The organism is Rhizobium sp. BK112, from assembly GCF_014193215.1.
GTDB classification, from domain to species: Bacteria; Pseudomonadota; Alphaproteobacteria; order Rhizobiales; family Rhizobiaceae; genus Rhizobium; species Rhizobium anhuiense.
Window position 1 is genome coordinate 1 of the sequence record NZ_JACHYZ010000015.1, and the last position, 24,360, is coordinate 24,360.

Consider the following 24,360-nt stretch of genomic DNA (forward strand, 5'->3'; position numbering starts at 1 on the left):
AAGGAGTGCTGCACCAGGCCAGGCCGGTGATGCTCGGGCTTGACCTGCCAGAGTTCCTTGACGCCGATGCCGAACTTCTGCGGTTCACGATCCTTCTGCAGATCGAACTTGGCGATCAGCTGCTTGGCGAGCGAGCCGCGCACGCCCTCGCCGATCAGGGTATATTTGCCGAGCAGCTCCATGCCGCGGGTATAGTTGGGTCCAGGCTCGCCGTTCTTCTCGATGCCCATGTCGCCGGTGGCGACACCGATCACCGCGCCTTCGTCATTGTAGAGCACTTCGGTGGCGGCAAAGCCCGGATAGATCTCGACGCCGAGTTCTTCGGCCTTGCTCGCCAGCCAGCGACAGACGTTGCCGAGCGAGACGATGTAATTGCCGTGATTGTTCATCAGCGGCGGCATCAGCACATTCGGCAGGCGAACAGAGCCGGCCGGGCCGAGCAGCAGGAAGTGATCGGCGCTGACCTCGGTCTTGAACGGGTGCCCCTCCTCCTCACGCCAGCCGGGCAGCAGCCGGTCGATGCCGATCGGATCGACGACGGCGCCCGACAGAATATGCGCCCCGACCTCAGAGCCCTTCTCCAGCACGACGACCGAGAGCTCCGGATTGACCTGCTTCAGCCGGATCGCCGCCGCAAGACCGGCCGGACCGGCGCCGACGATCACAACGTCGAATTCCATGCTCTCGCGATTTTCGTCTGCGTGTTCTTCGGTCATGATAAATGCCTGATAAATCTCGATGTTGGGGATGAGATGGGGATCAGCGAGTTGGTCGAGCTGGAACGTACCTGTAGTCGTAGAACCCGCGTTGTGCTTTGCGACCGAGCCACCCGGCCTCGACGTATTTGACCAACAGCGGGCACGGACGGTATTTGCTATCAGCCAACCCTTCGTGAAGGACCTGCATGATGGAAAGGCATGTGTCCAAACCGATGAAATCCGCCAGTTCGAGTGGCCCCATCGGATGATTGGCGCCGAGTTTCATGCCGATGTCTATGGCTTCCACGTTTCCAACACCCTCATACAGGGTGTAGATCGCTTCGTTGATCATGGGGATCAGGATACGATTTACGATGAAGGCCGGAAAATCCTCGGAGACGGTGACCGTTTTGCCGATGGATTCGGCGAAATCCTTGGCTATGGCAAACGTCTCTTGATCCGTTCCGATGCCGCGAACCAGCTCTACGAGCTTCATAACAGGTACGGGATTCATGAAGTGCATCCCTATAAAATGATTGGGCCTGTCGGTTGACGCGGCGAGCCGCGTTATGGAGAGCGACGATGTGTTCGTCGCCAGGATCGCGTCGGGCTTCAGGACAGTGCACACATCCGTAAAGACCTTCCTCTTGAGGTCTTCATTCTCGCTCACCGCTTCGACAACCAAATCGGCGCTCGCCAGATCCGACAGGGAGAACGCTCCCTTTATTCGGGAGATCGCCTGCTCAACCGCCTCGCCCGGCATTTTGCCGGTTTCCGCTTGGCGCCCGAAATATCCGGCGCTCGCCTCGATGCTCGCGCGAATTCGACTTTTGTCGAGATCGTAAATCAGTGCCTCATACCCGTGTTTCGCCACGACTTCCGCGATCCCAGTACCCATCTGTCCAGCACCGATGACGGCGACGGTAGAAATCTTATCCACTATAGGCATGCTGCCTCGCGTTAATCCGGAGGTTAAAGGACGGCCTGTGCCGAATAGACTATCGGGAATTAGGAAAACGCCTGGAGGCCTGTCTGAGCACGCCCAAGGATCAGGGCATGGACGTCATGGGTCCCTTCGTATGTGTTGACCGTCTCCAAGTTCTGCGCGTGGCGCATGACGTGATACTCGATCTGAATGCCGTTGCCGCCATGCATATCCCGGGCTTGCCGCGCCATCTCAAGCGCCTTTCCGCAGTTGTTGCGCTTGACGATCGAGACCATTTCCGGGGCCATCTTGTGCTCATCCATCAGCCGGCCAACGCGAAGCGAGCCCTGCAGTCCGAGCGTGATTTCGGTCATCATATCGGCGAGCTTCTTTTGATAAAGCTGCATCCCTGCTAGCGGTTTCCCGAACTGTTTGCGGTCCAGGCCGTATTGACGAGCGCGGAACCAGCAGTCCTCGGCAGCTCCCATAACACCCCAGGAGATGCCGTAACGGGCGCGGTTGAGGCAGCCAAACGGCCCCTTGAGACCGGAAACGCCGGGCAGAAGCGCATCCTCGGTGACTTCGACACCGTCCATCACGATTTCGCCCGTGATCGAGGCGCGCAGCGAAAGCTTGCCACCAATTTTTGGAGCCGAAAGGCCCCTCATGCCCTTTTCGAGAACAAAGCCGCGTATTTCATTGTTGTGAGCCTCAGATTTTGCCCAGACGACGAAGACATCCGCAATCGGCGAGTTCGAGATCCACGTCTTCGAGCCGCGCAATCGGTAGCCGCCCTCGATTTTCTCGGCACGGGTTTTCATACCGCCGGGATCCGAGCCCGCGTCGGGCTCGGTCAGGCCGAAACAGCCGATCAGTTCACCCGAAACGAGGCCCGGCAGATACTTCTTCTTTTGCTCGTCGGAGCCGTAGGCGAAGATCGGATAGATGACCAGCGAGGACTGCACGCTCATCATCGAACGATATCCGGAGTCGATACGCTCGACCTCGCGGGCGACCAGACCATAGGCAACGTAGGATGCGTTCGCGGCCCCGTATTCTTCAGGCAGCGTCACCCCAAGAAGGCCCGTCCGCCCCATCAACCTGAACAGCTCCGGGTCGGTCGCTTCTTCGAGATAGGCGTCCTCAACGCGCGGCAAGAGTTCAGATTCTGCGAAAGCCGCAGCGGACTCGCGGATCATCCGTTCATCTTCGGTCAGCTGGTCGTCGAGCAGAAAAGGGTCGTTCCAAGAAAAGGCCAAGATCGTCGTCCTCCCGTTGAGGTTTTGGCAGTTCGAATTTGACGGAATTAAAGCTGTTTTTTCACGACTGAGAAAGCGAGGTTTACTCATCGGCCTATGAGCTATAGTAATAGCGCATGGCAAACCTCTCGCGAAGGCTCCTTCCCTCCACCTCGGCTCTCGCAGCGTTCGATTCCGTCGCGCGGCTGGGCACCTTCTCTGCGGCAGCACAGGAGCTTTCCCTGACGCAGGGAGCGATCAGTCGGCAGATCGCAGCGCTGGAAGAACAACTCGGCGTTTTACTGTTCGAGCGCACTAGCCGTGGCGTCAACCTCACGGAGGCGGGCACAGACTATGCCCGGGCTATTGCCAGCGCTTTGGCGGAAATCCGTTCCGCTTCGCTGCAGGCCATGACCAAACAACATAGCGATCAGCTCAATCTTGCCATCTTGCCGACATTCGGCACCCGCTGGCTGATGCCACGCATTCCGCGATTTGTCGCTAGACACCCGGAGATCACGTTGAACTTCGCCACGCGCATAGGCGTGTTCGATTTCGACCGCGACGACATAGATATGGCGATTCATATCGGCCAGCCCGATTGGCCCGGTACGGAAAGCATATTTCTTATGGAAGAGATGGTTGCACCGATCGCGTCCCCGTCTTTTCTCAGTTCACATCCCATCGTGAGGGCCGAAGATCTGCTTCGCCTGCCGCTGCTGCAGATGGCGTCCCGTCCCGGGGCTTGGAGCCATTTTTTTGAAAGCCTCCAGGTTAACGGCACCCCATCGCAGGCCATGCGGTTCGAACAGTTCAGCAACGTGGCCCAAGCCTGCATTGCCGGACTGGGGCTCGCGTTGATGCCGCTTTTCCTCATCGACTCCGAACTCGCAAATGGCCAGCTCGTTCAAGCCTTTCCACATCAGGTCAAAAGCACCAGCGCCTATTATGCGGTCGCGCCTCTGAGCAGGAAGGACTTCCGTCCTGTCGTGGCGTTCCGCGCATGGCTGCTGGACGAGGTCGCGCGTTACCAGGAAGGCGGATCGGCAGATGGCGGCGGTTGATCAAGCCGCACCTGAGACACCTTCGATAATCTGGAATATCGTCAGGGGCTTCGTCGCTCGTTCGGCTTCTCGCTCATGTTCGTTTGCGCGTGTTGCTTGACTCCTCGGTTAAATCCTGCCAATTTATGCTAACGTTAGCACAAGGAATGCACATTTGCACCTTCAATTACGCAAAGCAAGCATGCAGGGGAAACGCCTGATGGCCAGCAGGGCCCTGGTGAAGGACGTTCGGCTGCTCGGCCGCCTGCTGTGCGAGGCTATCGAAACAAGCGACGGCGAGGAGGCCCGTGAGATCGTGGAGCAGGTCCGCACTCTCTCGGTTGCCGGCCATAGAAAGACCGGCCGGCACTTGAACGACAAGCTCGCCCTCTTTTGTGCAGAAATGCCTCCCCGGACCCTCAAGCGCGTGATCCGCGCATTCAGCCAGTTCTCTCAACTCGTGAACATTGCCGAAGACGCACACCAAGCCAGGATGCAGCGCTTCAGCATCGTCGATCATGAACCTGCCATGCCGGGAACAATTGCCAGATCGCTTTCCGTTCTGGCTGCGGCGGGGGTAGAGGCGGAAGATATCCGCAAACTGCTTCTTGAAGCGGTCGTCTCGCCCGTTTTCACAGCGCACCCCACCGAGGTTCGGCGGAAGAGCGTTATCGAAATCGAGCAGGAGCTTGCACGATGCCTGACTGAGCTCGACCAAGCCGGCCTGATTGAGCAGGAGATAGGTCGGCATAAGGAGGATTTGGAGAGGGCGACGACGACGCTTTGGCAAACGAACAGCCTTCGGGGGCGGCGGCTTCAAGTCGTGGATGAAATCCTCAATGGCTTGTCCTATTACGACAGCACCATTTTCCGGGTGATCCCGGAGGTGTACGAGATTCTCGAAAATCAGCTGCGAGACTCCCCCTGGAGTTTCGGCGAGGGCGCGCTGCCGCCATTCCTGCGCATGGGTTCCTGGATCGGTGGCGACCGGGATGGCAATCCCTATGTTAACGGTGAAACCCTGAGGGAGGCGCTCTGCTTGCAGAGTGAGAGAGTTTTCTCGTTCTATCTCGGCGAACTGCATAGCCTTGGCGCCGAACTTTCCTTGGATGACCGGTATGTGAAAGTCTCGCAGGAGCTTCAGCGCCTCGCGACCGACTCCCCCGACAGATCGGAGCGGCGCCGACACGAGCCATATCGCCTGGCGATATCGGGCATGTATGCTCGCCTGTCGGCCACGGCACGTAAGTTCGGCAGCACGGAACTGGTTCGCGAACCTGTGGCGGCCGCCCCTTCCTACCTGTGCCCTGCCGAATTCGCCAAAGACTTGGCGACGATCAGCAAATCCCTGGCAGCCAATGGCGCAGAAAAGATCGCCACCGGAAAACTGCGCAGGCTCCAACGCGCCGTAGACGTCTTCGGTTTTCACCTTGTCAGTCTGGATTTGAGACAGAATTCCGAGGTTCATCAACGGGTTGTTCATGAGCTTTTCGAGAACGTGCGGCCTGGCACACGTTACGAGGCGTTAGCCGAGAGTGATAAGATCCGCTTGCTCACCGAGGAACTACGGTCTTCCCAGTTGCTGATGACACCGCTCAGGACTTATTCGGCCGAGACGGCGTCGGAGCTTTCCGTTCTGCGGGAAGCTGCCGAAGCCCATAAGCACTATGGCCGCGTCAGCATCCCCAATTACATCATTTCGAAGGCCGGAAGCCCTTCCGACCTTCTGGAGGTCATGGTCCTGTTCCGTGAGGCGGGGCTGTTCCGGCCCGATGAGCCCGAAGCGGCGTCAATCAACATCATACCGCTTTTCGAAACGATCTCGGATCTTCGAAGGTCGCATGACGTGATGCAAACAGTTTTGGCCGTCGAAGCCTATCGGACATATGTGGAAGCGCTCGGCGGCAAACAGGAAATTATGCTCGGCTATTCGGACAGCAACAAGGATGGCGGTTATCTGACTTCGGGATGGGAACTTTATAAGGCAGAAACGTCCTTCATCCAGCTCTTTGAGCGTGAAGGCGTTCGCCTCAGCTTGTTTCACGGTCGCGGCGGCTCCGTGGGCCGCGGTGGCGGCCCAAGCTATGAAGCCATCACCGCCCTGCCCCCTGGCGCGGTTGCCGGATCGATCCGGCTGACGGAGCAAGGTGAAGTCATTGCGGCGAAATATTCCAATCCGGCACTAGGTCGTCGGAATCTCGAACTTCTTATAGCCGCGACGCTGGAAGCGTCCCTGCTGCCTTCCGACGCGCAAGAGCCGGATCCCGAATATCTTGGCGCCATGGAGGAACTGTCCGACCTGGCCTTTGGCGCCTATCGCCGTTTGGTTTACGAGACTGAGGGATTTGAGCGGTTCTTCTGGGAAGCAACGATCATCGGCGAAATCGCAAAACTGAACATTGGCAGCCGCCCAGCCTCACGCAACTCGTCACGTCGCATCGAAGACCTGCGTGCGATACCCTGGGTGTTCGGCTGGTCGCAGAGCCGCATGATGTTGCCGGGTTGGTTTGGATTCGGTTCGGCCGTGCGACAATGGCTGGCCGGACACCGCGACGGATTGCAAATTCTTCAGGGAATGCACCGGGACTGGCCTTTCTTCCAGACACTCATTGCGAACATGGAGATGGTGTTGGCCAAGACCAACATGGCGATCGCGGCGCGGTATGTGGGCCTCACTCCTGATGCATCCACCCATGAGAAAATTTTCGCACGCATAAAAGACGAATGGGAAGCGACGACAGCTGCGCTATTTTCCATAACGGATCAGGCCTCGCTGCTTGAGAATAATCCGGCACTCAAGCAGTCGATCCATCATCGCTTTCCTTGCCTCGATCCGCTTAACCACATGCAGATCGACCTTCTTCGCCGCCACCGTGCCGGAGAAGGCGATCAGGACACTGAAGAGGCGCTGCACCTGACCATCAATGGAATTGCAGCAGGGCTGCGAAACAGCGGGTAACGAGCGCCAATGCGGATGGCGTAAGCCTATTTTTCTTGACCTCGATAAAATTGCCGCGCTAACGTTCGCACAAACTGGGAGGAAATTCATGACACGGACCGTGCTGTTGACGGACTACGCCTGGCCGGATGACAAAGTGGAGCGGGAGGTAATCGAGCGGGCCGGGTTCATCCTCGTCAGCGGTCCGGCCGAGCCATCTCCGCCTGCTGAGATCGACGCTTTGGCTGCAAAGCATCAGCCGGACGCGATTCTGACCTGCTGGGCTCAAGTCAGCGAGACGGCAATTGCTGCGTCTCCTAACCTCAAGATCGTCGCTCGTCTCGGAGTTGGCCTGGACAATATTGCAGTCGAGGCGGCGACGGAGCGGGGGATATGGGTCACGAATGTTCCCGATTATTGCGTTGCAGAAGTGTCTGACCACGCTGTCGGTTTTGCGATTGCCTGGGCCCGTGGCCTGATCCACTTCGATCGCGAAGTTCGCGACGGGCGCTGGGACCCGGCTTCGGCAAATCTCCGCAGGCTTTCGGACCTGGCCTGCGGCATCGTTGGCTTTGGCCGCATCGGTCGTGCGACCGGCGCGAAAATGCAGGCGCTCGGATGCCGGGTGCTAGCCTACGATCCCCATGCCTCGAATATTCCTGCAGATGTGGAGCTCGCCGACTTCGATACGCTTCTGGCCAAGAGCGATATCGTCATCGTCCATGCGCCGCTTGCGCCTGCGACGCACCACCTGATCAACAGGGACGCCATCTCGAAGATGCGCCGTGGAAGCCTGCTGATCAATGTCAGCCGAGGCGGCGTTGTCGAAACTGCCGCCGTGATCGAAGGCTTGGACTCCGGCATTCTGAGCGGCGTCGGCCTCGATGTCCTTGAGGATGAACCACGCGTCCCACCGGAGCTGATCGCTCATCCCGGCGCGATGATCACTCCGCACGTCGCCTTCTCCTCGGATGCTTCGCTGATCGAGTTGCGTCGCCGGGCGGCGGAGGAGGTCGTCAGGGTTCTCTGCGGAGAGAAGCCTGAACAACCCCGCAACAGCCCCCGCCGCTAATACTGCAAGGACACTGGGTTCATGTCTGTATATGAGATGACGACTTTCGATGAGTTCTTGCTGAAGAACGGTTTGAGGAGCGCTTCCGAGGAGGCGATCTACAAGCCGCTGACGGGTGGTGTTTCTTCAGATATCTACCGTGTGGAGCTTCCCGGCCGGCTCATCTGTGTGAAACGCGCACTTGCCAAGCTCAAGGTATCCGCCGATTGGCAGGCGCCGGTGTCGAGAAATGTGTACGAATGGAACTGGATTTCCTTCGTGGCGCAGCACTTCCCTTCTGCCGTTCCGAAGCCTCTCGCACACGACGCGTTGTCTGGCGTCTTCGCAATGGAGTTTCTTCCCGGCGATCAGTATCCGCTGTGGAAGACCGACCTGCTCCACGGGAGCGTTGACCGAAAAGCGGCAGAGCTAACGGGTCGGCGGATTGGACAGATCCATTCTGTCAGTGCCCGTATATCGGGGTTGCCAGAAAAGTTCGACTCCGGATCGAATTTCTATGCGCTTCGGCTTGAGCCCTATCTGGTGGCGACCGCCGCCAAACATCCCTTCGTCAGCGACCGCCTCGCAGAACTGGTTCAGCGCACGGCCGAAACGAAGCTGGCGCTTGTCCACGGCGACGTCAGCCCGAAGAACATCCTTTTGGGCAAGAACGGCCCTGTGTTCCTGGATGCCGAATGCGCCTGGTTTGGCGACCCGGCTTTCGACCTGGCCTTCTGCCTCAACCATCTATTGCTGAAGAAGGTCATCGCTGGAAAGGCGGCATCTGAGCTCGCATCGTCATTCGCGGCGTTGACGGCAGCCTACCTGGATCAGGTCGACTGGGAGGATCGAGACGCTCTCGAGGCTCGGGCCGCAAGCTTGTTGCCCGCTCTCTTCCTCGCCCGGGTCGACGGCAAATCGCCCGTCGAATACATAACCGACGAATGCCAGCGCGAAACGGTCCGCAAAGTCGCCATCCCGCTGATCGCATCGCCTCGGCGAAAGTTGGCTGACGTGGCGCAGGCCTGGTTTCCATAACGGAACCCCACTCCTCAGGCAGCGGCATTTTTCTTTGCCGCTGCGCCGATAACCGCGCGGCCCTTGTGAAATGGTCAGAAGAGCGAAACAACGACTTGCGGGCGAGAATTCCCATCACCACGACAAAACCGACATGATACTCCCGACGCGGCGCTTGTGCGTCACATCGGGCGATCGAGCAGCATACGGCGCTGAGGTTTCGCCTGTCAGCTGAGGCTTCGCCCGTGAAAATACCGGGCTCATCGGGAAAGCGGCGCATTCATTAAAAGAGAGCATAAAAAGCCATCGCGCTGGTCTCGCGATGGCGGATAAAAGCTTCACATCTGCTTCGGCTCAGAACCGAGCGACCCAGCTTTCGAAAGCGACCAGGAAGCTCTCGATGAACTTCTGGGTTCCTTCATTGAGGAACACACCGTGATCGCCCACTAATTTGTCGGCCGTGCTGAGGTAAACTTCAGGCTGGGGCATGGTCGGCACGTTGATGTTGGTCAGGATAACCCTGAGCTGAAGTGCCGCGGCTGCGCCGCCAATGAGACCGGGAGAAGCTCCGGTCACCGCACCGGGCTTGTGATCCCACACGCTTTTCCCGAACGGGCGAGAACCGACTTCGATCGCGTTCTTCAATGCCGCGGGTACGGATCTATTGTATTCAGGCGTCACGAAGATTGCGCCATCGCAAGCCTTGATGCGCTCGCGGAAGGATGTCCATTCCGTCGGCGGCGTCTCCGTCTCCAAGTCCTGGTTATAGAGCGGAAGGTCGCCGATCGGTACGATTTCCAGGTTCAGTCCGTCGGGCGCCACTTTCTGCATTGCACGGGCGAACTTCAGGTTGATCGAGGCCTGACGAAGGCTTCCGACCAGGACCGCGATATCTTTCTTGGACATGTTCTCTCTTCTCGCGTGAGGGACGCGCCGGCGATAGCCGGCGCCGGTGATTGTTATTGATAGGAGGCAGGGACCGGAGGAACGACCACATAGTTGCTGAAGCCGCCATCGCGCTCGCCAATGCCTGATATGGCTTCGTTCACCCGCTCAAGCGGATAGACCTTGTGCTCCAGATACGACAGGTCGAGCACACCGGTGCGGACCATGTCTGCCATTTCCTGCCCCTGCGCAGCGCTGAACCAGTTCGAGCCGATGAGCTGAACTTGCTCGTCCATCAGCCACTTCACGTCGACCGGGACATCTTCTGCGACGCCGCCAACGACAACCACGCGGCCGCCCCGACGAACTCCGCGCATGGAGTCGACCACGGTCGCGGCGGGGGCTCTCGCGCCCAGCGCACTGATAACGAAATCCACTCCCTCGCCACCGGTTTGGGCCTTTGCCCATTCTCCGGTCGAGCCTTCGCCGAGCATGATGGTGTCGATGCGGTCAGGAGCGATGGCTTTTACGCGGTCCAGCAATTCCCTGCTTCTGCCGGTGCCCAGAATTTTGGAGATCCCCATCGCAAGACTGAGCTTGGTTGCCGCGACGCCAAGCGTGCCGGTGATCCCGTCGATGAGGCAAACCTGGCCAGGTCCAGCCTGTGCATTCTTCAGGGCGCCGTAGGATGTACCGAGGTAACCGAAGCGGCCGGCCTGCTCGAAGCTGAGATTATCCGGCAGGCACACGAGCGAGTATTCCGGGGCGGTCATGAATTGGCTGAAGCCGCCGTACGGATAAAGATCAAAGATTCTTTGACCGTCGCGACTGGTGCTGAAGTACCCATTCAAGGTGTAGTAGCGGCATTGGCTGCGGTTGCCTGACCGGCACGCCTTGCAAGAACCGCAGGATCTGAGAGGGCTTACATAGACACGATCGCCAATTTTGACATTGGTGACCGCCTCGCCGACTTCGGCGACGACCCCGGCTGGGTCCAAGCCAAACACTGCCGGAAACTTCGGCAGTGGCTGGTGAGGGAACCAGGTTGGCCAATTGTTGATGACGTTGGCCATGTTGGGCACGATACCGCAGGCCCTGACCTGCACCAGGACGTCGTTGGGCCGGGGCGTGGGAACCGGAATCTCATCCAGCGACATCGGCTGATGCAGAGCATGCAGCCGAGCGGCGATCATAGTCTTAACCATTAACTCCTCCATAGGGACATCGGTCGGACCGTGCCCGACCGAATGCATTTTTTGCAGTTTCAGACAGATGCGCGGCACAGTGCCGAGCGGCATTCGTCAGGGGACCAGGAACTCCTTCCCAGCCGGTCGGAAATCCGCAGGCCAGACAGTCACCCAATCCTTTCCTTGAACTTGCTTGAGCTTCGTCGATTGTTTCCCGGCATTGAACTTGCCGTCGAAAGTCCTTGGCCCGACGACCGTCTCGACGGTATTCGAGCGCAACCACGCAGCCATCGCGGCGTCGTCCAATTTCCCTGCCCCTTCTGCTGCCGCTGCAAGAATTTGCCACGCAGCATATTCGACCGCAGCCTGATACTCCGTACGCGGATAGGGGAAACCCGCCGCCTTCGCCTTGCTGTCATAAGCGCTTACGAATTCCTGGGCGCCGTGATACCTGAGAAACGGCTCGTGCTCTTCAAACCAGGTCAGCGAGGTCAAGCCGTTCGCTTTGGGGTGAGCTGCGGTCGGGCCGGGTGCCGGGAACAGATAGAATTGGTTCCTGGGCTGGTAGTCGATCCGGCCCATTGCATCGAGAAGCTGCACGGCCTCCATGCCGATCGCACCAGACCACAGCAGATCCGGATCAGCCGCTTTGATGCGGTTCGCGATTGCGCCGAAGTCCTTGGTGCCGAACTCGTATTCAAGGTCCAGCACGTTCTTGATGCCACGCTTCTCGGCAACTTGCTGGCCGCCCTTGGCGATCGTGAGGGCCGACGGAAATTTGCTCGTGACGAACGCAATCGTCTTGGGAGGGGTCGGCAGGCTCGCATAGGCATCGAGAACAACCTCGGTATCCGCCGATTGCGGCTCGGCGCCGATTGGAAGAGATGGGAACTGCAGCGGATAGGGCGCGAGACTCGGGTCCCCCAGGCTGCTCTGAACCAGCATCTTCTTGAACCGAGCGGCAACGCCCATTGCTGCGATGATCGACGACGTGCCATAGGGGCCCATCAGCAGATCGACCTTATCGGCGGTCACAAGGCGCTCATAGAGCGTTCGAGCATTGGCGGGCAGCGATTGGTCGTCGAGAAGGACGAATTCCACCTTTCGTCCGAGAATACCGCCTTTGGCGTTGATCTGTTCGACGAACACCTCTGCGGCGAGCTTGTGGATCGCGCCTACGCCCGCAAGCGGGCCTGTTAACGGCAGCGTTCCGCCGACGCGGACCGGCCCTTCCTGGGCAAAAACCCTCGGCATCGAGCTGAAAGCTGCTACTGCGGCTGCAGACCCGAGGAATGTTCGTCTATTCAGTATCATGGAATTCGCACTCATCTCATCCTCCCAGATGCTTCCGGCATGTCATCATCAGTCTCTGCCGCCGGCGGCAGGTCTCAGCTCTTCGCCAGCCCCTCTGCGTAGCGTTCCAGCGTCATGGGGTTCGGCATTGTCTCGGGGTGCTCCAGCGGTACTCCCGTAAATTCGCTTGCCTCGAAGAACCACTTCGAGACGGCCGGCATTCCCCAATGGACATTGGTGCTAAGGGCTGCCGCGTCCCAACGAATGGGCTCCAATTCCGCGTCTATCGTGGTGTAGTGATTGTTGAAGAACTCCACCCGGTGTCCATCGGGATCGCGCAGGTAGACGAACAGGACTCCGGAAGGGCCATGGCGTCCGGGTCCGCGCTCAACGCTGTCGCCATATCCATAACGGCTGGCAAAATCGCACACGGCGAAGATGTCGCTGCTTTCGGGAACCGTATAAGCGAAATGATGCAATTGGGGGCCGATGCCCGGCACCAACGCCAGATCGAGGCAGACACCTTTGCGATACATGAAGTTCGCAATGAGATTGTCGCCGGCCGCAATATATTCCGAAGTCCGGAAACCGAGTTCGCCGTAGAACGCGCTTAGACCCAACGGATCGGCGACCATGATCTGGCAATGATCAAGCCCCTGGGCTCGGGCGCCGCGATGTTCATGCACCTCGAGGAACTTACGGGGATGAACACTCATGCTGGAGCAAAGCTCGATGCGAGCGCCCGACGGGTCGCTGACGAGCAGGGTCCGCCCTTGATTTCGAACTTCGACCCATTCCGCCGGGAGCCCCTTTTCATCGAAGAAGAACTTGGCCTTGTCGAGGTCCTCCTCCAGAAACACCCGGTAACCGATCCGCCTGCACGTCGGCTTCCCGCCGGCAGGTGCGAGCACGAGACTGTGATGGCAGGCCTCGGACAATCCGCGAAGGTATGAAACACCTTCCGCGAATTCTGTTTCAATCAGGCCGCCGACATTGAGGTAGAAATCTCGGCTATGCTCCACATCATTGACTTCAAGCACGACGTGGCTGAAGCGCGTGATGTTGAAGGGAGGTTTCAAATTAACAGCCGGAAGCATGTCATCCTCATCTATTTATTGCTAACGTTAGCATAAAAGGGCCGGCGCTTTTGTCAACGCCTGTTATTGAGCGAGACCCGCAACCGGCCCATCCAAAATCTAACCTACAGCAGCAACCGCGGCTGGCTTTTCAGCCAAGTCTAGCGCCGACCAGCCGGCGAACGAAGCCTCTTTTCCAAGGGCCTCCTCAATACGGAGAACCTCGTTCCACTTGGCCATCCGCTCGGAGCGTGAGAACGATCCGACCTTGAGCTGCCTGGCATCCCAGCCGACCGACAGATGGGCGATCGTCACATCTTCCGTCTCACCGGATCTGGCCGAAACAATTGTCCGAAAGCCCGCTTTCTTGGCAACTGAGAGCGCGTCGAACGTCTCTGTGATCGTGCCCGCCTGGTTCGGCTTGATCAGAACCGCATTGGCGCTTTTATCCTTGATCGCTTCGGTTACCCGCGCCGCGTTCGTCACGAAGAAGTCGTCGCCGATGATTTGGCATTTGGAGCCGTAGCGAGCGGTAAACGCCTTGAATCCATCCGGATCGTCCTCAGCGAGCGGATCCTCGATAGAGACGATTGGATAGGTCTTCAACCAGCCGCCAAGCATGTCGATCATCTCGGCCGTATCGAGCTGCCGATCTTCCAACGCCAGCGAATACTTACCCTCACGACCGAATTCGGAGGCCGCAATGTCGAGCGATATGACGACTTCGCCGCCTGGCTTCAGGCCGGCGGCCTCGATCGAACGCACCAAGGCATCGAGGGCTTCTTCATTGCTGGTGAAGGCAGGCCAATAGCCTCCCTCGTCCGCCACGCCCTGGAGCTTTCCGGCACGTTTCATAATGTCGCCTGCCGCGCGGTAGACTTCAGCGGTCCACTCCAAAGCCTCCGCGAAAGTCGAGGCAGCAGGGCACATGACCATGAAATCCTGGACGTCTACCCGGCGTGCTGCATGCGCTCCACCTCCAAAAATCTGGATTTCCGGCAGTGGCATCGTAATCCCCTTGCCGGAACCCGCGAGATACCGCCAGATCGGTTGGTCGGCCGCTGCCGCTGCCGCGTGAAGCAACGCCATCGATGTTGCCACCGATGCATTTCCACCCAGTCTGCTCCGGTTCGGGGTGCCATCCAGCTCGATGATGGCATTGTCCAGCTCGGCTTGATCATTGGCATTCCGGCCAACCAGCAATTTGGCTATTTCTCCGTTGACGGCAGTGAGGGCCTTGTTGATCCCCAAGCCGGCAAAGGCGCTGCCGCCGTCACGAAGGTCGAGCGCCTCGCCGGTGCCGGTCGATGCACCAGCAGGTGCAATGGCCCGGCCGGTCGCACCGGAGGCCAGCTCGATCTCTACCTCAACGGTGGGCCTGCCACGGGAATCCCAGACGCGACGGCCCTGCACTTTTCGGATTTCGGTGTTGGTCATGTTCAGTTGGTCCACAAGGTCAGATTGAAATTGGATCATCAGGCCTCACAGGCCGTCATCATAATCCGTCAGGTCGGGGGTCCGTGCGCCAACCAGCACCACGGCGATGGTTGCCGGTTTGTCGCTCTTGTTTCGCCAGGCGTGACGCGTGCCGTTCTGTACGAAGGCGTCGAACTGGCGCAGACGGGTCTCATTGCCACCGTCGAGTTCCATCCAGATCTCGCCGTCGAGAACAATTCCATAATCGACGGTGGGCGTTTGATGTTTGCCATCCGGCTCGAAGCGTTCGGCCAAACCTGGACTGACCGCCAGATTCTCCGCGAGAGCGGCCGGACCATCGAAATCCGGAGATATAAAAACAGCATCTGGTGGGAACGTTAGCACTAGAAAGCGCGTTTCGCCGGGCTCCGGAACGAAGCTTGCGACCAGCGGAGTCGGATCGGTTCCGTTGAATGGGATGGCCGTGGAGGCGGAAGTCGACCAGATCATCCGCGACACCAATCCAGGGACCGTCCTGAATATGTCCGTGCGGGGAACGGCGCCGTCCCCAGCGAACCTGGCAGCACCCTGACTGCCGTGTTCCGTCACGACGCGCCGAAGATGTACGGGAACTCTCCCGCTGGAATTTTCAGATACCAAGATACGCCTCCCTGATGCTTGGATCATTGATGAGAACCTCCGGCGCTCCAGAGGCCGTCACGCGACCTTGCTCGATCACGTAGGCCTGATGGGCAATTTCCAGCGCCTTGTTCACGTTCTGCTCGACGAGCAGCACCGCTACGCCTCGCTCATTGATCATCTGGATGATTTTGAACATTTCCCCGACGATCAAAGGCGACAGCCCGAGCGACGGCTCGTCCATGAGAAGCACGCGCGGCTTGGCCATCAGGCCACGGCCGATCGCAACCATTTGCTGCTGCCCACCCGACAAGGAACCCGCCAATGAATCCTGGCGCTCTTTCAGGATAGGGAAAAGCTGAAATACCTCAGCGAGCGTGGCGTCGCGCTCCGTACGAGCGACCGAGCGGTACGCACCGAGCAACAGATTGTCGAGGACCGTCATCATCGTGAAGAGACGGCGCCCTTCCGGGACAACCGCAATGCCGTAATCGCAGACCCGATGGCTCGGCACCTTGGAAACATCGTTACCCTCGATAACGATCTTTCCTTTGTGCGGGCGGAGAATTCCGGCGATGGCATTGACCAGCGTGCTCTTGCCCGCCCCGTTCGGACCGACGACCGAAACGATCTCGCCTGGCTTTACACCGATGGACAGGTCCCACAGAGCAATCGCATCTCCATAACCGACCTCGATCTTATCGACCTCAAGCAGCATCACTGGCCCCCAAATATACGCTGACCACAGCCGGATCTCTCATCGTTTCGCTTGGATGCCCAAGCGCCAGAACTTTACCCTGATCCAGCACAGCGACACGGTCCGCCAAAGCGACAACCGCCCGCATGAGGTGTTCAACGAAGATGATCGTCGTACCGCCAGCCTTGATCCGCTTGATCATTTCAACCGCGTGGTCGACCTCGGCCGGATTCAAGCCACAGAGCACCTCATCGAGCAGGAGCAGACGCGGTTTTGCGGCCAGCGCTCTCGCGAATTCGACAAACTTTCGGTCATGCAGGTTCAATGCTGCGGGGAGCACGCCGGCCTTCCCAGCCAGGCCGGTAAAGGCCAGCGCCTCCCTGGTAACCGCGTCGACCGCAGCCGCGCCCATGCCATCTGCGCTACCAAATTTCGCGCAGAGCTGAACGTTTTCGAGGACCGTCAGATTATCGAACAAGCGCGGGATCTGGTACGTCCGCGCCACGCCCTGCTGCGCGATCAGATGGGGTGACCGACCGGAAATCTCCTCGCCTTCCAGTGTTATCGTACCTGAGGTCATGGCGTAGTGGCCGCTGATCATGTTGATCAGTGTGGACTTGCCGGAGCCATTCGGCCCAACCAGAGCCAGGATTTCACCCCGCCAAACGTCCAGCGTGACGCCGGTCAGGGCGCGGATACCGCCGAAGGATTTGGTAACATTCTCGCATTTGAGAAGCACCGGATCGGAACCTGCCGCGGCTAGAGGCGCGAGTTGAGTACCGGCCTGGGCAGCCGTCTCCGGTGCGCCAATTCCGCCGCGTCTGCCGGCAAAGCTGCGGATAAGGCTGGGGACGATGCCGGACGGCAGCACGAGGATTACAACGATCAGCGCAAGAGCGACGCCGGCACGGCCGAATTCCGCATGAGCGCCGCTGACGATAGCGCTCTGCAGCACGGTGATGATGACCGCGCCGATCGCAGGCCCGGCCCAATGGCGAGCACCGCCGAGAATGCTCATAAGCACCACATAGAGAGGAACGGTCACCGCAAACGTCTCGCCAACAGTGACGTAGCCTACATATACGGCGTGAATCGCACCCATTCCGCCTGCAAGTGCCGACGAAACCGCAAACGAGATCAGCTTATAACGAAATGTCGGAACGCCTTTCACCTCTGCAACGTCTTCATCGTCGTGGATTGCGAGCAAGCCCTGACCGAATTTGCTGTGAAAGATGAAGTATGACGTCGCCAGCGAAGCAAGAACCGCGATAAGCCCGAACATGTAGAGAGAGCCGGACGCCGTCACACCGATCATCGGGATTTCGATCCCCGAGAGGAATACGCCTGTGCCCGAGTCCAGCGAGGTATTTGACACAATGGCCGCGACAACGAACGTCACCGACAGCGTCAGCAGCGCGAAGAATTCACCGCGCAGAGTTCCGGAACGGAAGACAACCAAGCCAATCAGAACGGCGATCGCGGCCGCCAGCAGTGCTGCAGCAGGTATCGTCGCGACGAAAGGCCACGACAACTGCGTCGCCAGCGTGGCGGTTGTGTAGACGCCAATCCCGAAAAACGCGGCGTGACCAAAACTCCAGTAACCCGTATAACCGCTCAGGATGCCCCAACTCGTTGCCAGCACGACCCAGAAGAAGATGATATACAGATAGGAAAGGTAGTAATCCGCCATTCCCAGGTAAGGCAGCAAGGCCAGGACCGCTACGATAGGCGCCGTGATCAGAAGCTTTTTCATTGTCAAATCACCGGTTTGCGCAAGAGGATGACGATGAGCACGCTGAATGCTACGAGCGGCGCCCAAGCGGGATTTACAACGGACATTGTAAGGCTCTCGGCCACGCCAATCAGCATTCCGGCGCCCAGCGCACCGATGGGGCTGCCCAATCCTCCAATGATGGCGACGGCAAATACGACCCCTATCCAGGCCTCGATTTGAGATGGTGCCAAAGTTCCGATCAGGGCGATGAAGACACCCGCGATACCCGCTGTCGCCGAGCAAAGGCCAGCCAGAATATATGACACGCGAGCAGAGTTGATGCCGAAAGCTGACGCTACGGGGGCGTCATGGGCGGCCGCACGCAGCGCCTTGCCGAGCATGGTCTTGTTCAACGCGTACCAGGCCGCTCCAGCAAGCACCCCGGCGCAAACAAAGGCGGAAAGATCCAGCACGGGCACAAAGATCGGACCGAGCCGGATGGTGGTCTGGGCATAGGGTGTTTCATAGCGCAGGAAGTCAGCCGACCAGATCCATTGGATCAGCGACTCGATCAGGATCGTGACGCCGAACGTCACCAGGAGAGACGCGAATTCCTTCACCTGAAAGCGCACGAACACGCTGTGCAGCGCAACGCCGAGCGCGAAAAACAGCGGCACGATCACCAGAACGCTCAAATATGCCGGGACGCCGTAAACGGTGCCAAACTGATAGGTCAGGTAAGCGCCAAGGAAGGCCAGCGCGAAGTGACTGAGGTTCACCAGCTTCAACAAGCCCCAGCTCAGGCTGAGGCCCATCGCCAGCAGGCCATACATCCCACCCAGCAAGACGCCACCGACAGCCGATTGCAAGAAAAGAGCAAGGGTCATCAGGATCCACGTCCTTCTGTGGATACGATGATCGGCTCCAGGAACACCAGAACATCCATACGTTATGCCTCCTCCCGTTTGCGCTAACGTTCGCACAACATTCGTCTCATAGCGAAGCCTGCCTGTCAACGGCGTTCAACAGGTTAATTCGCTGCCGAAGTTCGCTTCAGGCGCAGCGACAAGGACAGAGAAGTTCCGGAACGTAAGATCAAGCCTATGAGAAATTTGGAATTTTTATGACTACATCTCGTCGCCGAGCCGAAGCATTGGGGCGAAAATTAGATCGCATCGATTTGGCGAAATCGATTGTGATTTCGGAGTTTGACAACTGCGACGTCAGTGCTATCGTTGGCGAAAGTGATCATTCGAGCCAAGCACAATGGTAACAATTAAAGACATCGCCGCCACACTGCGAGTTTCACCCTCAACCGTGGGTCGCGCCCTTGCCGACGATCGACGCATCAGCGCCGAGATGAAGCGAAAGGTGAACGAAGCTGCAACTCAAGCGGGGTATATTGCCAATCGTGCCGCACGCATGATGCGTGGGGTTCAGAGTAATCTCGTTGGGCTGATCGTTCCAGATATCCGGAACAGCTTTTATTCAACTATTGCCCATGCTCTCTCGCGGTGCCTTCTTTCAGCGAATTACCAGCTGACCCTGTGCGAAACCGATGACGACAGAATGCACGAGCTTCGTCACATCAAGGAGCTCACAAGCGTCAACGTCGCCGGGATCATTCTGGTCCCGAGCGCAAAACCTCATCCCGATTCTGCGCGAATCCTGAAGATGACGCCTCACATCCAACTGCTGCGAAAGGCGCCGCTGCTCGGCGACCAATGGTTTGGGATTGATGACAGACGGGCACTTTACGAAAGCACTGAACATATCATCAATGAAGGTCACAAACGGATCGCTTATATCGGCGGCACGGAAGAGCTGCCCACTGGCGCAGCCCGCGTGCAGGGTTTCCGGGACGCGGTAAAGAGCTCCGGCCACACGATCACCGTTCATGAGGAACTGGGCGCGCCTTCGTCCACCGAATTCGGACGGGAGGCCGTGCGTCGCCTTCTTTCCTTAAAGGATCGACCGACGGCGGTTGTGATCGGTGCGGTACAAAACACTTCCGGAGTCATTGATGAAATACAGGATCAGGCTTTGCGCGTCCCCCACGACATTTCCGTCATCGGGTTCGGCGATGAGCTTGGGTATCGGTGGTGGGGGCCGGGACTGACGACAGTCCAGTTGCCTGTTTCGGAGTTGGCAACGGCTTGCGGGCTTTGGTTCCTGCATCATCTTCAGAACAAGGGTGACCTAAGCAAGCCCTACAGCTTCATCTCTCCGCCCCAGTTGGTCATTCGCGGCAGCACGAGCGCTCCGTGAACGCCGGCAGGATGTCGATCTCCCGCAGCAAGCCTCCGAATCAGAGAGAGGCGCCCGCCCTGCGACGTGCACCTCTCTTTGATTGGCTGCGATTCATATCCCAAGGCCGGACGCTGAAAGCTTTGGAATAATCTTGATGAGACGCGCCAAAACTATGCGGCAAGCCGAGGCGGACGCAGCTTCCGCGCCGCCCGCTTGCTCACCGGTATCCCTCTTCAAGATCGATCTTCAGCGCGCCCATGAGGCGAACGCCGGAATTGTACCAGGCGACGTTGATTGCGAGTTCGACAAGCTGCTTCTCCGACAGGAACTTTGCGACCCCGTTCCACACTTCATCGGAAACATCAACGTTCAGCGTGGAGTCCTTGGCAAAGGCCATCACAGCCTTTTCCTGCTCGTTAAAAAGATCCGAGTTTTCGAAATTCGGAATGGCATGGAATTGCTCCTCCGTCAGGCCCGCCCTGAGGCCATGAGAGTGATGATGCTTCACTTCGTACTCGGAGTTTGTACAGTAACCGACCGTCAGGATCGCCATTTCACGCAGCTTCGGGCTGAGGTCAGCCGCCCGGACCGCATTTGCATAGGTCAGGAAATCGTTGAGGACTGCCGGAGCATTGGCGAGCGCGAGGAAGATATTTCCGGTCGGAACCTTCCTCTCCTTAAGCAGGCGCTCATTGAGTGCGGGTTGCTTCTCGGCCAGTTCGGTATTCGAGATATATTTTACTCGTGCCATTTCTCCACCTTCAGCTTGTCTTCGCAAATCTTCCTGCCCGAAGGTCGCCCGGTGCAAACCAGCTCACAGGCAAGTGCTAACGTTAGCATCAATAGCACTCGAGAACTTAAGGTCAACCGAAATCTTTGCCGTGAAAATGCAAGCCGTTTAGAAACAATCTCCGCTCGTGCGCCGCTTAATGCAGCGCAGGAACCACGGGATTCTTCAAAACACCGATACCGGGGATTTCCACCTCAAGATCGTCGCCGGGAACGATCGGCCCGACACCCGCAGGCGTACCGGTCATGATGACATCGCCGGCCAGCAATGTCATGAAGCGGCTCAAGTAAGCGACAATGTCAGCAACTGAATAGACGAGGTCTCGCGTATTCCCCGATTGTTTGACGGTGCCGTTCTGACGAAGGATGACGTCAAGGTTTGTCGGATCGAGATCTGTTATAATAGCCGGACCCATCGGCGCAAAAGTATCGTAGCCCTTACCCGCCAGCAGGCAACCGAACTTGCTCTCCTGCCGCTGTATGATGCGGTCGCTGATATCATTACCGCATGTGTAGCCGAGGACGTGTTGCAAGGCATGTTCCTTGCGAATGTGGCGTCCGCCTTTGCCTATGATGGCGACCAGTTCAGCCTCGTAGTGGACGATTTCGCCATCACTTGGATATTCAATCGCATCTCCGTTGCCGCTCGCAGCCGTGCTTGGCTTCATGAACAGCACCGGGAGCGTTGGCTGTTCTTTTCCGGACTCGTCGGTGTGCTGCCGGTAATTGTACGCGACCCCAAATATGCGAGGTCGCTCTATCGGGCATAGTATGCGGACGTCGGAAAGATAATCCATCTGCCCGGTTAGCTCGACTGCTTGGAAGGGATCGCCAGCAATCCGCTCGATCCTGCCCTCGCTTTCGACCCCGTAGTGAATTCCATCGGCTGACTGGTAGCGCACAATCTTCATCTTAGTCTCCAATTTTTGCTAACGTTAGCGCAATTGCAGAGGCTTCGTCAACGTTATCTCGCCTTACGGCTTTAACTAGATCACCCGCAATAAAACGGTTGCGACACCGTCAGTCGTTCGGGCCTTGCGACTTTCTCGCCGAACCCCTCAGTCGGCTATTGCCGAGAGATAATCCGCTCCTCGCCCCCAAGCCGGATCTCGACGAAATCCTCCATGCCGCTCAACTGTCGCACGCAGCACAAGCAGCAGAACCTCCGACAGCGGATAAGCCCACCCGCTCTGTGGACCGGCAAGTCATTCAGCATATGCTGAGCTACATCACAGCAGTTCGCTGCCCATGAGGTTAGCTGTCAGCAACACCGGATGCACGCAAAGCTCCACTGAATCCCTCGACGACGCTCTCGCTCCGTCCCGTCGCAATCCGCACATTGCAGATCAGAAACACCAAAATGGAAGGGGCACTCCTCGAAGCGCTTTCCTCCGACGGGCACGTCGTCCTAGCCTAGGCAAAAAACACTAAGACATCGGGCAATGCATGTGGATACGGTGAAGGCATGGCCGTATCAATGCGGGAGGATGAACGAAAGGAACGTTCGGCGATGCTAGCAAGAGCAGCGGGATATGCAGGGGCGGCAATCGCCGCTCTGTGGGCGGCCCGTCAACTAAACCGAATTTATTCATTCCCCGAACCGCTTGATGCTGAACTCATGAATGTTGCGAGAAATTTTGGCATTTTCATTCTGCCAGCGCTCGTTCTGCTGTTGGCAGGACCGTTCAGGATGTGGTTCGACAGATTTGCGCCGCTTTATCCCTTGGTGCTCGGCGCCGGCGTCCTCAACATCTATCTGCAGAATGATGCGCTTGCCGCCGGTCTGCCAATCATCGTGCTCGTCTATCCCTTTCTGGTAATCTTTGCGCTCGCCTATCTGTTGCGCGGGCGAGTGCCGCGGGCTTAGAAAAGCTGGACCCCCCATTCCGGTGCATCTGACAACACCCATATTTCCGGTTTGGCATCCGAATTCAAAGGGTTGCAAGAATCGAAGAAATACACTTTATGTGTGAGAATGAATCGCAAAACCACCCCTGCTAGAGAAAATGCTGCCGCCCACGGCCGGCGTAGGGATGGCCATTTTTTGTCAGCCCTGGGGTTGCGGCTGATCCGAACCTTATCGCCCCCCAATTAGCTTACCTGATCACCAGGACATGCATTCGCCTCTCCGTTCTCAGCGTGGGAGAGACACGTCCGGATAATGTTCACAAACCTCGCATCTACTTTCTCCATAAGGACATCTCGATGAAGCCCATACGCAATCTCCACATGATGATGGCAAGCGCCGCATTCCTGACGCTCGCCGGCCCGGCGCTTGCCCTTGATGGCGCCGACATGATGAAGAAACTCAATGCCGCAACCAGTGCCGGCGGTACGGTCATCACTTTTGAGAACGCGGATGTCGACGGCGACACGGTAACGGCGACAGGCGTCCAGGTGGGATATGCGAACCTGCCCGGCGACACGCTGAAAATCGGCGACCTCACCTTCGAGGGCGTCGAGGAAACCGAAGGCGGCGGCTACTACGCCAAGGGCGTCTCTTTCCCGGATATCGATATGAGCCAGGAGGAAGGTCGTTTTTCCGCAAAGGACATCCTGATCGTCGGCCTCACGATCCCCGCCAATGCATCAGGCGACACGCTGAACGATATCCTCCTCTATGAAACCGTCAGCACCGGCCCAATCGCTCTCAACATCAAGGGCAAGGACGTGCTTGCTATCGAGAGTATCGAGTCAAACCTCGGACGCCAGGACGGCGGCTTTGCCTATGACGCCAATGTCGCCGGCATCAAAGCCGACCTGTCGCAGGTCGAGGAGGCGAGCGCGAAGGAGGCCATCGCGAAGCTCGGGCTGACGACGCTCGACGGCACCGTGACGATGAAGGGCAACTGGGAGATCGAAAACGGCAAGGTCGCCGTCGACGAATATGCCTTCGATTTCAAGAATATCGGCCGGCTGAATTTCGCCGTCGACTTCTCCGGTTACACGCTGAGCTTCATCAAATCGCTGCAGCAGGCGGTGAAAACCGCCGAGGCCAATCCGAACAAGGAAGAGGCCAACCAGGCCGCCGGCCTTGCGATGTTGGGGCTGATGCAGCAGCTGACGTTCAACAGCGCTTCGATCCGCTTCGACGATGCCTCGATCACCAAGAAGGCACTTGACTATGCTGGCTCGCAGCAGGGCGTCACGGGCGATCAACTGGCGCAATCGCTGAAAGGTCTTGTGCCGATGATGACGGCACAGCTCAACCTACCCGAGCTGCAAAACCAGGTGTCGGCCGCCGTCAACACCTATCTCGACGGTCCGAAAAATCTGACGATCAGCGCCGCGCCGGAAAAGCCGGTTCCCTTTCCGATGATCATGGGTGCTGCCATGGGTGCACCGAACACCATTCCCTCGGTGCTCGGCGTCAAGGTCACCGCGAACGACTAGAGCAATTCCAGCAAAAGGGCGTCGCAGTTTTGCGTCCGGACTTGCGTGAAAACAAAGAGATAGCATTTCCGTGATTCGGAGAAAAACGGAAATGCTCTAGGATCTTTGCTC

The 24,360-nt window shown here is 58.2% G+C and carries 21 protein-coding genes; 7 read left to right on the forward strand and 14 right to left on the reverse strand.

The annotated features are described in order from the left end of the window. From FHT75_RS29835 to FHT75_RS29845, 3 genes are all read right to left on the reverse strand, one after another. A partial coding sequence (locus FHT75_RS29835) for an NAD(P)/FAD-dependent oxidoreductase (RefSeq protein WP_183845433.1) occupies positions 1-716 on the reverse strand: 716 nt, incomplete at its 3' end. A 43-nt stretch (positions 717-759) separates the two neighbouring features. Beyond that, a complete protein-coding gene (locus FHT75_RS29840) occupies positions 760-1,647 on the reverse strand; it encodes a 3-hydroxybutyryl-CoA dehydrogenase (protein WP_029868072.1) in 888 nt (295 codons plus the stop codon). A gap of 59 nt (positions 1,648-1,706) precedes the next feature. Next, on the reverse strand, positions 1,707-2,882 hold the full coding sequence (locus FHT75_RS29845; RefSeq protein ID WP_029868073.1) for an acyl-CoA dehydrogenase: 1,176 nt from the start codon (positions 2,880-2,882) through the stop codon (positions 1,707-1,709). Positions 2,883-2,998: 116 nt separating this feature from the next. Here FHT75_RS29845 and FHT75_RS29850 point away from each other — a divergent pair, with 116 nt between their 5' ends. The 4 genes from FHT75_RS29850 (at position 2,999) to FHT75_RS29865 (ending at position 8,931) form a co-directional block, all read left to right on the forward strand. Then, positions 2,999-3,925 (forward strand): LysR family transcriptional regulator, encoded by a 927-nt coding sequence (locus tag FHT75_RS29850; RefSeq protein WP_029868074.1) that lies wholly within the window; start codon positions 2,999-3,001, stop codon positions 3,923-3,925. A gap of 181 nt (positions 3,926-4,106) precedes the next feature. Next, on the forward strand, positions 4,107-6,863 hold the full coding sequence (gene ppc / locus FHT75_RS29855) for a phosphoenolpyruvate carboxylase (protein ID WP_029868075.1): 2,757 nt from the start codon (positions 4,107-4,109) through the stop codon (positions 6,861-6,863). Then, on the forward strand, positions 6,829-7,914 hold the full coding sequence (locus FHT75_RS29860; protein WP_245294527.1) for a C-terminal binding protein: 1,086 nt from the start codon (positions 6,829-6,831) through the stop codon (positions 7,912-7,914). Before ppc ends, FHT75_RS29860 begins: the two co-directional genes overlap by 35 nt. A gap of 36 nt (positions 7,915-7,950) precedes the next feature. Next, a complete protein-coding gene (locus tag FHT75_RS29865; protein WP_176707321.1) occupies positions 7,951-8,931 on the forward strand; it encodes a phosphotransferase family protein in 981 nt (326 codons plus the stop codon). Positions 8,932-9,264: 333 nt separating this feature from the next. Here FHT75_RS29865 and FHT75_RS29870 read toward each other — a convergent pair whose 3' ends face one another. The 9 genes from FHT75_RS29870 to FHT75_RS29910 form a co-directional block, all read right to left on the reverse strand. After that, positions 9,265-9,816 (reverse strand): NADPH-dependent FMN reductase, encoded by a 552-nt coding sequence (locus FHT75_RS29870; RefSeq protein WP_029868078.1) that lies wholly within the window; start codon positions 9,814-9,816, stop codon positions 9,265-9,267. Positions 9,817-9,869: 53 nt separating this feature from the next. Further along, positions 9,870-10,988 (reverse strand): alcohol dehydrogenase catalytic domain-containing protein, encoded by a 1,119-nt coding sequence (locus tag FHT75_RS29875; protein WP_176707323.1) that lies wholly within the window; start codon positions 10,986-10,988, stop codon positions 9,870-9,872. Between the two features lie 108 nt (positions 10,989-11,096). After that, entirely contained in the window at positions 11,097-12,311 is a 1,215-nt protein-coding gene (locus FHT75_RS29880; RefSeq protein WP_029868081.1) for an amino acid ABC transporter substrate-binding protein, read from the reverse strand. 59 nt (positions 12,312-12,370) lie between these two features. Next, positions 12,371-13,372 carry a VOC family protein gene (locus FHT75_RS29885; protein WP_047618948.1) on the reverse strand — a complete coding sequence of 334 codons (1,002 nt, stop codon included), beginning with the start codon at positions 13,370-13,372 and terminating at the stop codon, positions 12,371-12,373. Between the two features lie 99 nt (positions 13,373-13,471). Then, a complete protein-coding gene (gene eno / locus FHT75_RS29890; protein ID WP_047618945.1) occupies positions 13,472-14,788 on the reverse strand; it encodes a phosphopyruvate hydratase in 1,317 nt (438 codons plus the stop codon). A gap of 45 nt (positions 14,789-14,833) precedes the next feature. Continuing rightward, the gene (locus FHT75_RS29895; protein WP_245294526.1) at positions 14,834-15,277 is read right to left on the reverse strand and encodes a cupin domain-containing protein; all 444 of its coding nucleotides are present in this window, start codon (positions 15,275-15,277) and stop codon (positions 14,834-14,836) included. A gap of 139 nt (positions 15,278-15,416) precedes the next feature. Beyond that, positions 15,417-16,124, reverse strand: coding sequence for an ABC transporter ATP-binding protein (locus FHT75_RS29900; RefSeq protein WP_047618937.1), 708 nt, complete (start codon positions 16,122-16,124; stop codon positions 15,417-15,419). Beyond that, on the reverse strand, positions 16,114-17,856 hold the full coding sequence (locus tag FHT75_RS29905) for an ABC transporter permease subunit (protein WP_063473574.1): 1,743 nt from the start codon (positions 17,854-17,856) through the stop codon (positions 16,114-16,116). Before FHT75_RS29905 ends, FHT75_RS29900 begins: the two co-directional genes overlap by 11 nt. Before the next feature lie 2 nt (positions 17,857-17,858). Beyond that, on the reverse strand, positions 17,859-18,704 hold the full coding sequence (locus FHT75_RS29910) for a branched-chain amino acid ABC transporter permease (RefSeq protein WP_176707320.1): 846 nt from the start codon (positions 18,702-18,704) through the stop codon (positions 17,859-17,861). Between the two features lie 379 nt (positions 18,705-19,083). Between FHT75_RS29910 and FHT75_RS29915 the strand changes: the two genes are divergently transcribed. Further along, positions 19,084-20,085 (forward strand): LacI family DNA-binding transcriptional regulator, encoded by a 1,002-nt coding sequence (locus FHT75_RS29915; protein ID WP_183845432.1) that lies wholly within the window; start codon positions 19,084-19,086, stop codon positions 20,083-20,085. A 199-nt stretch (positions 20,086-20,284) separates the two neighbouring features. Here the strand turns inward: FHT75_RS29915 and FHT75_RS29920 are convergent, their stop codons facing one another. Continuing rightward, the gene (locus tag FHT75_RS29920) at positions 20,285-20,875 is read right to left on the reverse strand and encodes a carboxymuconolactone decarboxylase family protein (protein WP_245294525.1); all 591 of its coding nucleotides are present in this window, start codon (positions 20,873-20,875) and stop codon (positions 20,285-20,287) included. Between the two features lie 118 nt (positions 20,876-20,993). Next, on the reverse strand, positions 20,994-21,767 hold the full coding sequence (locus tag FHT75_RS29925; RefSeq protein WP_047618929.1) for a fumarylacetoacetate hydrolase family protein: 774 nt from the start codon (positions 21,765-21,767) through the stop codon (positions 20,994-20,996). Between the two features lie 779 nt (positions 21,768-22,546). Here FHT75_RS29925 and FHT75_RS36035 point away from each other — a divergent pair. Beyond that, positions 22,547-22,723 carry a hypothetical protein gene (locus FHT75_RS36035; RefSeq protein WP_245433417.1) on the forward strand — a complete coding sequence of 59 codons (177 nt, stop codon included), beginning with the start codon at positions 22,547-22,549 and terminating at the stop codon, positions 22,721-22,723. A gap of 338 nt (positions 22,724-23,061) precedes the next feature. Beyond that, positions 23,062-24,249: a hypothetical protein gene (locus tag FHT75_RS29935; protein ID WP_063473573.1), complete on the forward strand. Its 1,188-nt coding sequence runs from the start codon at positions 23,062-23,064 to the stop codon at positions 24,247-24,249. Positions 24,250-24,360: the final 111 nt, after the last annotated feature.